Source organism: Amaricoccus tamworthensis, from assembly GCF_049800875.1.
Taxonomy (GTDB): Bacteria; Pseudomonadota; Alphaproteobacteria; order Rhodobacterales; family Rhodobacteraceae; genus Amaricoccus; species Amaricoccus tamworthensis.
Genome location: NZ_JBNAFV010000002.1, coordinates 393,617 through 407,359 on the forward strand (window position 1 = coordinate 393,617; position 13,743 = coordinate 407,359).

Consider the following 13,743-nt stretch of genomic DNA (forward strand, 5'->3'; position numbering starts at 1 on the left):
CCTTTTAAATTGTTGGTGCGGTAGTCTTGTTGCCCGAATTTTTTAGAGCGCTAACACCGGGAAGCTCCTTGCCCTCCAGCCATTCGAGGAAGGCGCCGCCGGCGGTAGATACGTAAGTGAAGTCATCAGCGGAACCGCTGGTGTTCAGAGCCGCGACGGTGTCACCACCACCGGCAACGGACAGAAGCCGTCCGGCACGGGTGAGGGCGGCCACGCGTTTTGCGGCGGCGTCCGTGGCGGCATTAAACGGAGCAATTTCAAAAGCCCCAAGAGGGCCGTTCCAGACCACGGTTTTCGCGCCCTCAAATGTGAGGGCAATGCGGGCGATGGTAACCGGGCCGGCGTCGAGGATCATCGCGTCCTCTGGGCAGGCGTTTGCGGGAACGATCTCGTTTGGTGCGTTCTCGGCAAATTCCCGTGCGACCACCACGTCCAGCGGCAGCATGATCTCGCAATCCTGCTGTTTGGCCTCATCAAGGATCTGCTTCGCGGTGTCCGTCATCTCGTGCTCGCAGAGCGATTTGCCCACGTCCACGCCCTGAGCGGCGAGGAAGGTGTTGGCCATGCCACCACCGATAATCACGGTGTCGACTTTTTTGATCAGATTGCCGAGCAGTTCGAGTTTCGTGGACACTTTGGCGCCGCCGACGACGGCAACGACCGGATGCGTGGGATCGCCAAGGGCCTGCTGGAGGGCCTCCAACTCCTTTTGCATGAGACGTCCGCAGCAGGAGGGAAGAAGGTGTGCAAGGCCTTCCGTGGACGCATGCGCCCGGTGTGCCGCGGAGAATGCATCATTGCAGTAGATGTCACCGAGCTTGGCGAGTTCAGCGGCAAAATCGGGATCGTTCTTTTCCTCACCGGCGTGGAACCTGGTGTTTTCGAGCAGGAGCACTTTACCCTGCGCAAGGTCGCGAACAGCGTTGATGGCCGGTTCCCCGACGCAGTCCCGTGCGAATTCCACGTCGACGCCGAAGGCCGATCGAAGGGCATCCAGAGTCACCGAAAGGCTCATCTCCTCAACGCGCTGGCCCTTGGGGCGGCCGAAATGGGCCAGCAGAACCGGCTTTCCGCCGGCTGCGAGAATATCGGCAACGGTAGGGGCGATGCGTTCGATGCGTGTGGCGTCAGTGACCTGGCCGTCCCTGACCGGAACATTGATATCGACGCGGGTCAGGACCGTTTTGCCTGACAGTTCCATTTCATCAAGCGTTTTCCAGGTCATGCTTCGTCCCTTTTTGTATTGTCCGAACTAGAGAAGTTCAGTGGCCTTCTTTGCGACCGCTTCCGCCGTTATTCCAAAATGTGCGTAAAGATCCTTGATCGGAGCGGAGGCGCCGAAGCCTTCCATGCCGACAAAACCGGATTTTTTCTCCGAGCCGCGCTCGCCGTAAAGCCAGCGGTCCCAGCCCATGCGAATTCCAGCTTCAATGCCAACCCGTACCGTTCCTGCGGGAAGCACCTTGCGGCGGTATTTCAGGTCTTGCTGCTCGAAGAGTTCCCAGCAGGGCATGGACACGACACGCGTGCCGAAGCCGTTGGCCTGAAGCAGGTCGCGGGCCCGCAGGGCGATCTCCACCTCTGATCCGGATGCCATGAGAACCACCATACGGCGTCCTTCCGCTTCCGCGAGGATGTATGCGCCTTTCGCAGTCAGGTTCTGCCGGCTGTATTCCTTGCGGAGCGTTGGCAAACCCTGGCGGGTCAGCGCAAGCACGGACGGAAGTTTCGGACCGGAAAGCGCGTGTTCCCAGGCTTCCGACGTCTCGATGATGTCGGCGGGCCGGTACACGTTGATGTTCGGCATGGCACGCAGAGATGCGAGATGTTCGACGGGCTGGTGTGTCGGGCCGTCTTCCCCGAGACCGATGGAGTCGTGGGTCAGGACGTGGACAACGCGCTGTTTCATCAGAGCGCCGAGCCGGATTGCGCCACGGGCGTAGTCACTGAAGACAAGGAAAGTGCCGCCGTAAGGCTGGCATCCGCCGTGGAGGGCGATGCCGTTCATGGCCGCGGCCATTCCGAATTCGCGGATGCCGTAGTGAACATAGCGGCCGGAACGGTTTTCCGGGCCGAATATGCCGAGGTCCTTGGTCAGCGTGTTGTTTGAGCCAGTCAGGTCGGCGGAGCCGCCGATTGTCTCGGGCACGGCCTCATTGACGGCCTCGAGTACCATTTCGGAGGCTTTGCGGGTTGCAACTTTGGGCGCCGCTTCCGTCTGCTCCTTGCGGAAAGCGTTCATGGCCGTGGTCAGTTTCTTCGGCATTTCGCCGGCCATGATGCGTTCGAATTCCGTCTGTTTCCGACCGGAGAGTTTTTCGAACCTGGTATGCCACTCGGCCACCGCTGCCGCGCCGCGGGAGCCAATTTCCTTCCACGCGGATCGAATGTCGTCGGGAATGACGAATGGCTCGTGGGACCAGCCATAGATCTCGCGCACTTTGGCAATTTCATCGTCGCCCAACGGCGAGCCGTGGACGCTTTTGGTGTCCTGCTTGTTGGGGGAGCCAAAACCGATATGCGTCTGGCAGTCGATCATTGCCGGCAGTTTGGAGGCTTTCGCTTCCGCCAGTGCCCGGTCAATGTCTTCCGGATCGTGGCCGTCGCAGGAATGTACGGACCATCCGGCAGCCTCGAAGCGCTTATGCTGGTCGGTGATGTCGGACAGGTTTACGGCACCGTCGATTGAAATGCCGTTGTTGTCCCAAAGCACGATCAGCCTCGAGAGTTTCTGTTTGCCGGCGAGGGCGATTGCCTCGTGGCTGATGCCCTCCATCAGGCAGCCGTCTCCGGCGATGACATATGTATTGTGGTTTACGATCTGACGGCCAAACCGCGACGCGAGACTTTCCTCGGCGATGGCCATGCCGACGGCGGTGGCAAGACCCTGACCGAGCGGGCCGGTTGTGGTTTCGATACCTTCGGCCTCACCGTATTCCGGGTGACCGGCCGTTTTTGAATGCAGCTGACGGAAGTTTTTCAACTCCTCAAGCGTCATGTCCTCATAGCCGGTGAGGTGCAGGAGTCCGTACAGCAGCATCGATCCATGACCGGCTGACAGAACGAAACGGTCACGGTCCGGCCATGACGGGTTCGAGGCGTCGAACTTCAGGTGTTTGTCGAAAAGTACCGTTGCGACATCGGCCATGCCCATGGGCATTCCAGGGTGGCCGGAATTGGCTTTTTGAACGGCGTCCATTGCCAGCACACGCAGTGCGGCAGCCCTGTTCCAGTGATCCGGATGACGTTGGCGGAGGTCGCTGATATTCACCTGAGGGAGCCTTTCTGGAAATATACCGGCCGGTCCTGAGCATGGATGGCCAAAATCAGGGGTTTGATACCAGCACTCCGGCAAGCGTCAAGGCGGTTTCACCCTATTGGCGTGTTCGAGCGCAAAATACGGTGCAAAAAGTACGGGTTTTCGGACATTTGGAAAAGAGTCCGGAGATTCGCGCCATCGACCGATTGCATTACATATGTTCGGGGCATAAAAACGTGTGCATGGGGTTTCGGAAGTGAAAACATGAGTCAGATTGATCAACTTGAAGTTCAGCTTGCCAGAGCGCTCGACCGCTTGCGTGAGGCAATTTCAACGTCGGAACGTGTCGCATCAGGGTCGGACGTGGAGCCGCTTCTTCAGGCTCGCGTGACTTCGCTGGAAAACGACAAAGCACGGCTTCTTGAGGAGCTTGTCGGTGTGCGCTCCAAACGGGATGAGGATGTCGCGGCATTGGATGCGCTGATATCCCAGCTTAAGCCCCTCATTGAGGAGGAGGCTACAAATGCCTGAACTTAATCTTGAAATTGGCGGTCGCGTCTTTGAAGTCAGCTGTGAGGCCGGTGAGGAACAGTCGCTTGAGCGCGCGGCGAAACTGCTGAATGCGGAGGCCGTTCAGGTTTCGGGCGCGGGCAGTGCCACGACGGAAAAGCGCATGCTTCTGCTGGCTGGTCTGATGCTGGCTGATACGATGGCGGGTGTTAAGGATGAGCTTTCAATGCTGCAGGAGAATCTGCGCGCCGCGGAAGAGCGTATCCGGATCGCCGAGGCGAAGTCGGCAATGCTGGCTGCGAATGCGGTTAAACTTGAGACGAGCAGCGGCTCGCGTGTCATGGATGCCGAAAAGGAAGCCCTGAGGGAGGAAAATCGCGAGGCGATGGAACTGCTGGGTAAGGTTCTTGCGGATATCAACACGCTTGCTGAGGCTGCAGAAGGAGTTTCTTCCCAGTCCTGATGGGCTGAAAGTTTTCGTTACCCAAAAAAAAAGCCGGCAGGTCGGGGGACCTGCCGGCTTTTTCGTTTCAGCCTGCGCTATTCGAATTCAGGAATTGGATTCGCGAATCTTTTCGGCTGCTTCCTTATTGAACGCCACACCGTTCTCGTCGAGAAGGGTGTCCAGTTCCCCGGAGAGCGTCATTTCCGTGATAATGTCGCATCCACCGACAAACTCGCCTTTAACGTAAAGCTGCGGAATTGTCGGCCAGTCCGAATAGGATTTGATTCCGTCGCGAATGCTCTCATCCGCCAGAACGTTCACGTCCTTGTACTCAACGCCCATGTAGTTCAGGACGCCGGCAACGCGGCTGGAAAACCCGCACTGTGGCATCTGGGCGGTGCCTTTCATGAAGAGAACGACATCGTTCGCTTCCACATCTGCTTTGATCGCGTCGTGTACTGGATTGCTCAAAGGCTTCACTCCGGTGCTTTGGTGGTCAGGGCGAGGGCGTGAAGTTCGCCACTCGATCCGTCCATTTTTCCTTTCAGGGCGGCATAGACCATCTGATGCTGTTTCACCCTGTTGAGTCCGCGGAATTCCTCCGCCGTTACGGTGGCCGCGTAGTGGTTCCCGTCGCCTGCCAGGTCCTTGATTTCAACCTGTGCGTCAGGGAAGGCCTGAAGGATCAGGTTTTCAATTTCAGTGGCTTCCATAGCCATTCGGGACCCTCGTATTTTGTGTCATCGTGCGAATCTAGAGACGTGAATGAATGCCCGCAAGGGTCAGTCGAGAAATTTTGTGAGCCCGCTCGCATGGGCTTCGGCCACCTCAGACAGAGGAACACGTTCGGCGCCCAGCCTGATGGTATCACCTGTAAATTTGCCGACCTGTTGCGCCGGAACTCCGTGCGATGCTGCAAGATCCAGGAGTGAGCGGAGGTTTTCCGGATTGGCGGCCAGGAGGTAACGGGCCTGATCCTCTCCAAAGAACCAGCCGGTCTCTGACAGGTTGTCTGACGTCACAACGTCCACGCCGACATTGCCCGCAAGCGCCATTTCGGCCGCACAGATCGCGAGACCACCATCGGAGAGGTCGTTGGCGGCCGAAATCAATCCAGCCTGGTTGGCGGCAAGTATGAAATCACCGGCGGAGCGTTCGGCGTCGAGATCGACCTCGGGTGCATCGCCTTCCTCGCGGTCGAAGAGTTCAGCAAGCACGGCGGACTGTCCAAGGTGTCCTGATGTTTTGCCTATGAGAACGGCCGCGTCGCCGGATGTTGGGGCGGCGCCGATCAGATGATCAAGGTCCGCAAGCAGGCCGACCGCACCGATGGTGGGCGTGGGCAGGATGCCTGTCCCGTCCGTTTCATTGTAGAGGCTGACGTTGCCGGAAACGATTGGTGTGTCGAGGGCGCTACAGGCCGCTCCGATGCCGGAAATGCAGCCGACGAACTGGCCCATTATCTCCGGCTTTTCGGGGTTGCCGAAGTTCAGGTTGTCGGTCGTTGCAAGAGGCCGTGAACCCGTGCAGATAATGTTGCGATAGGCTTCCGCAACAGCCTGCATCCCTCCGCGCTCAGGGTTGGCGAAACAGTAGCGCGGGTTCACGTCGGAGGTGAAGGCTACAGCCTTGTTCGTGCCATGAACGCGGACAATCCCGGCGCCCTGGCCCGGGTTTCGGACCGTGTCGCCCATGACCATGTGGTCGTACTGTTTGGTGACCCAGTTGCGGCTGCAGTGGTTTGGTGAACCGATGAGTTTGAGGAGCCCGTCAACCGGGCTGATTTCCGGTGCATTTTCCAGGGGTGCTGGCTTGGGTGTTTTTACCCATGGCCTGTCATATTCCGGCGCCTCGCCTGACAGTGCCTTGAGCGGAAGATCCGCCATGACCTCGCCGTTCATGAGAATCAGGAAGCGATCTTCGGGAATGGTTTTACCTACGATGGCAAAATCTAGGTCCCATTTTTCGAACACGGCCCGGGCGTCGGCTTCCTTGTCCGGGTTGAGCACCATGAGCATGCGCTCCTGGCTTTCGGAAAGCATCATTTCGTAGGCGGTCATTCCGCTTTCGCGTACCGGTACGCGCTCGAGGTCGAGCTGGATGCCAAGATTGCCCTTGTCACCCATTTCCACGGCAGAGCAGGTGAGACCGGCGGCGCCCATGTCCTGAATGGAAATCACGGCTCCGGTCGCCATGAGTTCGAGGCAGGCCTCCATAAGGCGTTTTTCAGTGAAGGGGTCACCAACCTGTACCGTGGGGCGCTTGTCATCGATATCGGCGTCAAATTCAGCGCTGGCCATGGTTGCACCGCCAACGCCGTCGCGACCTGTTTTCGCGCCGAGGTAGACCACGGGCATTCCGACGCCGCTGGCCGCGGAATAGAAAATCGCATCACTGTCGGCCAGTCCGGCGGCAAATGCATTTACAAGACAGTTGCCGTTGTAGGCCCGGTGGAACCGCATTTCGCCGCCCACATTCGGTACGCCGAAGCAGTTCCCGTATCCGCCAATACCGGCAACCACACCGTGCACCAGCGCGGAGGTGCGTGGGTGTTCCGGTTCGCCAAAGGAGAGGGCGTCCATCACTGCAATCGGGCGCGCGCCCATGGTGAAGACGTCGCGCAGGATACCGCCCACACCGGTACCCGCGCCCTGATACGGCTCGATATAGGAGGGGTGGTTGTGGCTCTCCATTTTGAACACGAGTGCCTGACCGTCACCGATGTCCACGATGCCCGCGTTTTCGCCGGGACCGCAAATCACCTGGGGACCTGTCGTTGGGAGTGTACGCAACCATTTTTTCGAGGACTTGTAGGAACAGTGTTCATTCCACATGGCCGAAAAAATACCCAGCTCGGTCATTGTGGGTGTTCGGCCAATCAGATCGAGTATCCGCTGATACTCCTCATCGTTCAGTCCATGGGCCGAAATGACTTCCTGTGGAATTTCCGTTTGTTCCGGGGCGGTCAGGTCTGACATGCAGGTTTTCCGTTTTTGCGGGTTTGCCTGCTCATAAGCCACCTGTGAGGGAAGCGAAAGTCCGGACAGCCGCAAGCCGCGCAAATTCGCGCAATTGGGCATGCCGCGTGTTTCAGTAAGTGATCAACTGCGGGACATCAGCTTTCGAGAAGAAGTATTCTGCCCGAACGGGCATTTTTGCTGGTCCCGTCACAATGCCGGTCCGGGGCGGAGTGGGGCTGCAAAGATGCGGGTGAGGAACGTGCTTGCAGGTACTGCGGTTCGCGTTCGACCTCCTGTTTGCCGCACGGAAATGCCAGGAGGATGGTGGTACCTTCACCCGGCGTGCTTTGGATCATCATTCCGCCGCCGTTTTGTTTGCAGAATCCCTGAACTGAGGACAGGCCGATGCCGTTGCCTTTGCCGTCTTCCTTGGTCGTAAAGAAAGGTACGGTTGCTTTGGCGAGGACGTCCTCTGTCATGCCTTTGCCGGTGTCTTGAATGCCGATAATGACGTATTTTCCCCTGACCATGCCTTCGCCGTTATTGAATGGCCGTGTACTTTCCGGGGACAGTGAGCGTTCCTCCACATTGATGTGGATGGAGCCACCGTTGTCCATGGCGTCGCGGGCATTGATCAGCAGGTTCAGAATGGCCCTCTCAATTCCGGAGGCATCAACAAAAATTCGGGAACCCTCCGTGTCGTTAAGGTTCATTTCCAGCGATACGTTGGCGGGGGCCACGCGTCTGAACATTCTTACCGGGCTCTTGATAAGTTCGTTTACCGGATGGATCTTGCGCTCCAGATTGGATTTGCGTCCATAGTCCAGAATTTGAGTTGTCAGAGAAGCGGCACGGTCTACTGCGGAAATGGCCTCGTCAAGGTAGTCGGAGCCTCCGGTGGGGTCCATTTTGATAAGTTCGAGGTTCCCGCGCATCACGGAGAGGGAGTTGTTCAGGTCATGTGCCACACCCGCGACGATCTGACCTAATATCCGCATGTTTTCGGATTTCGACACAGGGAGCTCGCTCCGGTCGATCGCGTCCATGCTGGTAGATTTTTTTGGTTCCACGATTTGCCGGGTTTTTTCGGATCTTCGTTTGTGATGCGTGACCTTGACCGCGTGGAACACAAGGCCTGCAACAATGAGTGCTGCGAGAATCGACAGCTGAAAATTGGCCGACAGCCATCCGGTTTCCAGCGTTTTCTGAGTGATCATCAGAACCGAGACCACGATGAAGGCCGACGCGAGGAGTGTTTTCTTGGTAGTCGTGCAGACATCCTCACTGCTGCCAAAAAGTGGATCGATCCAACCGCAGGTGGGATCCGTCATCAGCAGTGCCAGATGAAGAAGCAAAAGCAGCAGCGCCGTGTGGATCGCAATCTGGGTATATCCGGGAACCGCGTGCAGGTGAGGTGCCGAAAACAGGAAACTGATCAGTGCGGTGCCCGCCAACGCCGCGGCTGCGGTATCAACCAGCATTGGGAAGGTTCTGTGCGTTCCAATCAACCCTGACCTTAGCACGACGCTTAAGGGAAGGGTCAGAAGACCAAAGGCGCAGGACAGGGAAACGCCCTCACGGATTGGTTGCGTTGAGTCGTCGGATAGAAACCAGGGGTCCATGACCAGAACGAAGGGTATCGCCATGGCAAGTGTTACGGCACGGGTGCGACCATGTCCATTTGACAGCGAAAGAACGGCGAGACCCGCAAGGACCAGGCAGATGGCTGTTGTGGGCATCATCGCCGGGTAAGCCGGGAGGACGTGGATCAACGCGTCAACGCCAAGGCCCCATCCGATAACCAGAACGGTTGACGCGACAACGATGGAAAAGACTGCAAGTGATTTTTCTGGTTGGAGAATTTTACGGTTTGGCAATTCGATGATTTGATTTTGCCAAATTCGGGCCATGTGCGGATCTCGTGCTGCGATTGAAACCAGTTTCTTAACAACTAGTAAGCAATTGCTAACGAAGTGTTACCGTGCGGAAGCCTGTGCAGCGTTTGCGTGCAGTACGAAAGTAGTGGTTTGGAAACTCTCTTTGAGCCGATTGCTGATTGCGGTCACCAGTTGCAAATGTCACCGGCAGTTTCGGAGGCTTCCGTAATGGCTGCGACCGGAAAGGAGAGTTCGTAGGACATTGTCCAACTGGACCTGACCTGTACCGTCATCTCCCGTTTGTCCTGCATGGCCCTCGAGAGGCTGATGGCTTCCTCCTCACTGCGAACCCAGACGCCATCGCCGTCCACCGCCGGAACGGCTCCGAGGTAAAGGCCGCCGCCATCATCAAATTTTACCCCGAGTTCCACGGTGCGGTTCGCGTTGTTTCCCTTCGGCATGGTCTCGGCAAAGGAATATGGGGCCGCAGCGAAGTGAATGCGCGTCTCGGTTGGGGAGCAGTACACCGCAAGATATGGTGAGTGGTCGAAATCGCGTGTCCAGGGTTTTCCCGGTCGGGGGATGGCTTCGGCGATCAGGCGGACACGTTCAATTTCCGTGTCCGTGCCGCTTTGCACACTGACCTGCCACTTCGACCCGGCCTTGCGGGCCCTGGATTGATCAACCGGATCAAAGGTGGTCGCGAGGATGTCCGAGCCAGGGTCGTAGGCGGCTGTGATGGCTGATGACGATGGGGAAACGGTAGGCTCCGTTTCCGTGAAATAGCCACCCAACATGGTTGCTGAGACGAGCGCCACGTTCCCGGCAACCAGTACGGACAATCCTCCCAACAGATAGTTCATGTTTCTTCCTGTGCGATCCGTGTGGCGGATGATGAGTGACGTTTGGGGTTCGGGAGACACCTGCCAGCAATTGACTTAAAATATTCTTACATTCGAAGGATGCCCATCTGCTGAAAGCCTTTCGTCCGGACTTGACGTTGAGTCACCACTGCCGTTAACCGCAGCCAACGCAGGAGGCCGTCATGAAGATCTACAGAGCTGTAACAACCGTTTCCGACCGGAGTACGGGGAACGCGATTCTCGATGCGTTCGATATGCTTCATCCGGCACCAGGGGCATCCGGGCTGCATGACCGCAACGATGGCAGCGGCACGTGGGATGTCAGCGCTTATTTTGAGGAGAAGCCTGACGTTGCCGGGCTCGCTTTGATTGCTTCGCTCAATTCGGCTCCAGACTTTACCGTGGCGCCTGTCGAGAATGTGGACTGGGTCGCGCAGGTCAGGTCGGAACTGACGCCGGTCAGGGCAGGGCGTTTCATGGTCTATGGGAGCCATGATCGCGAGAATGTGCCCTCCCATTTGATCGGCCTGGAAATAGAGGCGGCGCAGGCATTTGGGACGGGGCATCACGAAACGACCCGTGGATGTCTGAAAGCTCTTGACGGGCTCGTGAAACGGGGTACCTGGCCACGGAATGTAGCGGACATTGGCGGTGGAACAGGCGTGCTGGCGATGGCGGCCGCCCGTGTTTTTCCCTGTCCCATAATCGCATCCGATATTGATCCAGTGGCGACGGAAACCGCGCGCGAAAACATCAGGGCGAACAGGCTCGGCGACCGCGTAACCTGCGTGACCGCTCCGGGTTTTAATCATCCGCTGCTTAGACAGTCAGGCCCGTATGATCTAATCCTGTCCAATATTTTGGCGCGGCCGCTGAAGCGGCTGGCGAAGGACATGTATGGCCACACGGCTCCCGGCGGCCGTGTGGTTCTGTCCGGGATCCTGGCACGCCAGGTTCGATCGGTAGAATCTGTCTACCGGAGCGTGGGCTTCGGCAGAGATTCAATAGCGTTCGACGGCGAGTGGTCGGTGTTGGTGCTTGCTAAATAGCCCCGCGACCTCCTTCTGCCGACCCTTCGCCAAGTTTTTTTAGCGCCTGAGAAATCCAGCAGTCTGTTCGACCTGCCAACGATGGAGGCCGATATCCGTCAGTTGTGCGTCGCTAAGACCTCTCAGCGCTTTTCTCGCGGCGTTGCTGCGTCGCCAGAACCGGATGGTCAGGTAAACCTGGTCCACAAGATGAATGATTCGGTGCAGCGTGATGGCGCCGAAGGGCACCGGGTGGTTGGTATGAAGTACAGCCATGGTCGTAATCCTCTAAGCCGCGACGTTTTTTCTGCCGCGTTGAGACCGGCAGGTAGGTGAGGAAACCGGTTTGCACAATTTCGGTTTTGTCATTGCAGCCATGTGTTTTTTGCATATGAATTCATGGTTTGTTCACGTATGGCGAAAATAGGATCTCCGGTGTCGCAAACAGCATTCTGGTCGCGTGTCACGGGAGATGATATTGGAACTTGCAGGCAGGAACGGTACGGGATCGGGGACGGTGCGGATTTTGGGAATTGATCCAGGCCTTCGGTTCCTCGGCTGGGGACTCGTGGATGTGACCGGCAACCGTGTGGTTCATGTGGCCAATGGGGTGTGTAAATCCGGTGAAGGTGAACTGGCACGTCGTCTGTGCGCACTTCACGATCAGCTTTCGCAGGTAGTTGCCGATTATCACCCGGATGCCGCTGCGGTGGAAAAAACATTTGTCAACAAGGACGCCGTTGGAACACTGAAGCTGGGGCAGGCGCGCGGCATTGCGCTGCTGGTTCCGGCTCAGGCGGGTCTGAGCGTGGCGGAATACGCGCCCAATGCGGTGAAGAAGGTTGTGGTTGGAGTCGGACACGCGCAAAAGGAGCAGGTGGAACATATGGTTAAACTTCAGCTTGGTGGCGTTCGGGTCGCGGGTCCGGATGCCGCAGACGCCCTGGCGATTGCGCTTTGCCATGCGCATCACGCCTCGTTTCAGGGTCGGCTGGAGGCCGCCGTGGCCGCAGGCCGGACATGATCGGTAAGATTACCGGCCGGCTCGAGTTTCGCGGTGCTGATCATGTGATGATCGATACCGGTGGCGTCGCCTATGTTATTTTTTGCTCGGAGCGCACACTCGCCGCGATGCCTGGGCCTGGGGAGCGGGTGGCGCTCTACACGGAGCTACTGGTTCGGGAGGATCTTTTGCAGCTCTTTGGGTTTCGCACGCTGGCGGAACGGGAATGGCACAGGCTTCTGACATCGGTTCAGGGGGTTGGGGCGAAAGGTGCGTTGGCGGTTATGGGCGCTCTGGGATCGGACGGGATTGCGCGGGCGCTGTCGCTTGGGGATGTTTCGGCCATTCGTTCGGCGCCGGGCATTGGACCCAAGATTGCTCAGCGTATGGTTTTGGAACTGCAGGCAAAGGCACCGGCGGTTATGGCCATGGGTGCACAGGGCGCCGAAACCGTGAGCGTGAGCGGAGATGATCCGGTCATTGAGCCAGTGGCAAAGTCGGCAAAGGCGCCTAAGAAAGAAGTTACGGACGGTGCGAAGGACGCGGCGGCGCAGGCGGACGCTCTCTCGGCGCTGGTTAATCTGGGCTACGGACAGGGTGAGGCCGCAGCGGCGGTTGCGGAGGCAGCAGATGGTGGCGGGAAAAATGCGCAGGATTTGATCCGCATAGCCTTGCGTGGTCTGGCTCCGCAGGGATGAAACGATGAGCGAACCTGACCCGACACTTCGTCCCGACAGTCTGCCGGAGGATTCCGACCGTTCGCTGCGACCGGAGACATTGTCGGAATTTATTGGCCAAAAGGCCGCGCGGGCGAACCTCTCGGTATTCGTTGAAAGTGCCCGGATGCGGTCACGAGCTATGGATCATACGCTATTTTATGGGCCGCCTGGACTCGGTAAAACCACGCTGGCTCAGATCATGGCGCGGGAACTCGGTGTGAATTTCCGAATGACGTCGGGACCGGTTTTGGCGCGGGCCGGTGATCTGGCGGCGATTCTGACCAATTTGGACGCGCGCGATGTACTTTTCATTGATGAAATTCATCGCCTCAATCCGGCGGTGGAGGAGATTCTTTATCCGGCACTTGAGGATTTTCAACTGGACCTGGTGATCGGGGAAGGTCCGGCGGCTCGAACGGTCAGGATTGAGTTGCAGCCATTTACTCTGGTCGGTGCGACTACGCGCCTGGGGCTTCTGACCACCCCATTGCGTGATCGTTTCGGCATTCCCGTGAGGCTTGAGTTTTACGAGGAGGCGGAACTTATTGAAATTGTTACCCGTGCGGCGCGCCTCCTGAAGGCCGATGCCACCCCGGGAGGGGCGCGCGAAATTGCGACGCGCGCGCGGGGAACACCCAGAATTGCCGGGCGCCTCCTGCGCAGGGTTGTCGATTTTGCGCTCGTTCAGGGCAATGGCCGGGTCGATCAGGAGATAGCGGATCTTGCCCTCACGCGTCTGGGCGTGGACCACCTCGGGCTCGATAGCGCGGACCGGCGATATTTGACCTTGCTGGCGGAAAATTACGGCGGTGGGCCGGCCGGTGTCGAGACGATCTCGGCAGCTTTGTCAGAGTCGCGCGACGCCATTGAGGAGGTCATCGAGCCATTTCTTCTACAGCAGGGATTGATCCAGCGTACTCCGCGGGGACGCATGCTGGCTCCGAAAGCGTGGAAGCATTTGGGATTGAGTGCCCCGAGGACGGAAATTCGGGAACGGGATCTTTTTGAGTAGTTGTAGTGCGGGTTTCAACTTTGAATATCTGTTATCCTTCCGTTAACCGGTGTGATTCATTGAGATG

The 13,743-nt window shown here is 58.0% G+C and carries 14 protein-coding genes; 6 read left to right on the forward strand and 8 right to left on the reverse strand.

The features are described 5' to 3' along the window. Positions 1 to 4 precede the first annotated feature (4 nt). A complete protein-coding gene (locus tag ACP15P_RS06205) occupies positions 5 to 1,225 on the reverse strand; it encodes a phosphoglycerate kinase (RefSeq protein WP_424927639.1) in 1,221 nt (406 codons plus the stop codon). 27 nt (positions 1,226 to 1,252) lie between these two features. Beyond that, positions 1,253 to 3,271, reverse strand: coding sequence for a transketolase (gene tkt, locus ACP15P_RS06210; RefSeq protein WP_424927640.1), 2,019 nt, complete (start codon positions 3,269 to 3,271; stop codon positions 1,253 to 1,255). Between the two features lie 252 nt (positions 3,272 to 3,523). On the opposite strand from tkt, the gene ACP15P_RS06215 reads away from it, so the two are divergent. Together ACP15P_RS06215 and zapA are read left to right on the forward strand one after the other, a co-directional pair. Next, the gene (locus tag ACP15P_RS06215) at positions 3,524 to 3,790 is read left to right on the forward strand and encodes a hypothetical protein (protein WP_424927641.1); all 267 of its coding nucleotides are present in this window, start codon (positions 3,524 to 3,526) and stop codon (positions 3,788 to 3,790) included. Continuing rightward, the gene (zapA, locus tag ACP15P_RS06220; protein WP_424927642.1) at positions 3,783 to 4,232 is read left to right on the forward strand and encodes a cell division protein ZapA; all 450 of its coding nucleotides are present in this window, start codon (positions 3,783 to 3,785) and stop codon (positions 4,230 to 4,232) included. The genes ACP15P_RS06215 and zapA overlap by 8 nt, the downstream gene beginning before the upstream one ends. Positions 4,233 to 4,319: 87 nt before the next feature. Here the strand turns inward: zapA and grxD are convergent, their stop codons facing one another. The 5 genes from grxD to ACP15P_RS06245 form a co-directional block, all read right to left on the reverse strand. Next, complete coding sequence (gene grxD, locus ACP15P_RS06225; RefSeq protein ID WP_424927643.1) at positions 4,320 to 4,685, reverse strand: Grx4 family monothiol glutaredoxin; 366 nt, start codon at positions 4,683 to 4,685, stop codon at positions 4,320 to 4,322. A 5-nt stretch (positions 4,686 to 4,690) separates the two neighbouring features. Further along, on the reverse strand, positions 4,691 to 4,933 hold the full coding sequence (locus ACP15P_RS06230; RefSeq protein ID WP_424927644.1) for a BolA family protein: 243 nt from the start codon (positions 4,931 to 4,933) through the stop codon (positions 4,691 to 4,693). Between the two features lie 63 nt (positions 4,934 to 4,996). Beyond that, positions 4,997 to 7,192, reverse strand: coding sequence for a phosphoribosylformylglycinamidine synthase subunit PurL (gene purL, locus ACP15P_RS06235; RefSeq protein WP_424927645.1), 2,196 nt, complete (start codon positions 7,190 to 7,192; stop codon positions 4,997 to 4,999). Between the two features lie 137 nt (positions 7,193 to 7,329). Next, positions 7,330 to 8,916, reverse strand: coding sequence for an ATP-binding protein (locus tag ACP15P_RS06240; protein ID WP_424927646.1), 1,587 nt, complete (start codon positions 8,914 to 8,916; stop codon positions 7,330 to 7,332). A 320-nt stretch (positions 8,917 to 9,236) separates the two neighbouring features. Further along, entirely contained in the window at positions 9,237 to 9,914 is a 678-nt protein-coding gene (locus ACP15P_RS06245; protein ID WP_424927647.1) for a hypothetical protein, read from the reverse strand. 182 nt (positions 9,915 to 10,096) lie between these two features. Between ACP15P_RS06245 and ACP15P_RS06250 the strand changes: the two genes are divergently transcribed. After that, the gene (locus ACP15P_RS06250) at positions 10,097 to 10,963 is read left to right on the forward strand and encodes a 50S ribosomal protein L11 methyltransferase (RefSeq protein ID WP_424927648.1); all 867 of its coding nucleotides are present in this window, start codon (positions 10,097 to 10,099) and stop codon (positions 10,961 to 10,963) included. Between the two features lie 39 nt (positions 10,964 to 11,002). Here the strand turns inward: ACP15P_RS06250 and ACP15P_RS06255 are convergent, their stop codons facing one another. After that, positions 11,003 to 11,218, reverse strand: a complete 216-nt coding sequence (locus ACP15P_RS06255) for a DUF1127 domain-containing protein (RefSeq protein WP_424927649.1) — start codon at positions 11,216 to 11,218, stop codon at positions 11,003 to 11,005. Between the two features lie 241 nt (positions 11,219 to 11,459). Here ACP15P_RS06255 and ruvC point away from each other — a divergent pair, with 241 nt between their 5' ends. Genes ruvC through ruvB form a run of 3 tightly spaced genes read left to right on the forward strand, consistent with a single transcriptional unit; the run spans position 11,460 to position 13,676 of the window. Next, complete coding sequence (ruvC, locus tag ACP15P_RS06260; RefSeq protein ID WP_424927835.1) at positions 11,460 to 11,966, forward strand: crossover junction endodeoxyribonuclease RuvC; 507 nt, start codon at positions 11,460 to 11,462, stop codon at positions 11,964 to 11,966. Then, positions 11,963 to 12,643 (forward strand): Holliday junction branch migration protein RuvA, encoded by a 681-nt coding sequence (gene ruvA / locus ACP15P_RS06265; RefSeq protein WP_424927650.1) that lies wholly within the window; start codon positions 11,963 to 11,965, stop codon positions 12,641 to 12,643. The genes ruvC and ruvA overlap by 4 nt, the downstream gene beginning before the upstream one ends. Before the next feature lie 4 nt (positions 12,644 to 12,647). Continuing rightward, positions 12,648 to 13,676, forward strand: a complete 1,029-nt coding sequence (ruvB, locus tag ACP15P_RS06270; RefSeq protein ID WP_424927651.1) for a Holliday junction branch migration DNA helicase RuvB — start codon at positions 12,648 to 12,650, stop codon at positions 13,674 to 13,676. Positions 13,677 to 13,743: the final 67 nt, after the last annotated feature.

What these genes read in the sequence shown, in the direction of transcription:
- ACP15P_RS06205 (WP_424927639.1), bottom strand. Translation starts at nt 1,225, where the DNA reads ATGACCTGGAAAACGCTTGATGAAATGGAACTGTCAGGCAAAACGGTC.
- ACP15P_RS06215 (WP_424927641.1), top strand. Translation starts at nt 3,524, where the DNA reads ATGAGTCAGATTGATCAACTTGAAGTTCAGCTTGCCAGAGCGCTCGAC.
- zapA (WP_424927642.1), top strand. Translation starts at nt 3,783, where the DNA reads ATGCCTGAACTTAATCTTGAAATTGGCGGTCGCGTCTTTGAAGTCAGC.
- ACP15P_RS06230 (WP_424927644.1), bottom strand. Translation starts at nt 4,933, where the DNA reads ATGGCTATGGAAGCCACTGAAATTGAAAACCTGATCCTTCAGGCCTTC.
- purL (WP_424927645.1), bottom strand. Translation starts at nt 7,192, where the DNA reads ATGTCAGACCTGACCGCCCCGGAACAAACGGAAATTCCACAGGAAGTC.
- ACP15P_RS06240 (WP_424927646.1), bottom strand. Translation starts at nt 8,916, where the DNA reads ATGATGCCCACAACAGCCATCTGCCTGGTCCTTGCGGGTCTCGCCGTT.
- ACP15P_RS06245 (WP_424927647.1), bottom strand. Translation starts at nt 9,914, where the DNA reads ATGAACTATCTGTTGGGAGGATTGTCCGTACTGGTTGCCGGGAACGTG.
- ACP15P_RS06250 (WP_424927648.1), top strand. Translation starts at nt 10,097, where the DNA reads ATGAAGATCTACAGAGCTGTAACAACCGTTTCCGACCGGAGTACGGGG.
- ACP15P_RS06255 (WP_424927649.1), bottom strand. Translation starts at nt 11,218, where the DNA reads ATGGCTGTACTTCATACCAACCACCCGGTGCCCTTCGGCGCCATCACG.
- ruvA (WP_424927650.1), top strand. Translation starts at nt 11,963, where the DNA reads ATGATCGGTAAGATTACCGGCCGGCTCGAGTTTCGCGGTGCTGATCAT.
- ruvB (WP_424927651.1), top strand. Translation starts at nt 12,648, where the DNA reads ATGAGCGAACCTGACCCGACACTTCGTCCCGACAGTCTGCCGGAGGAT.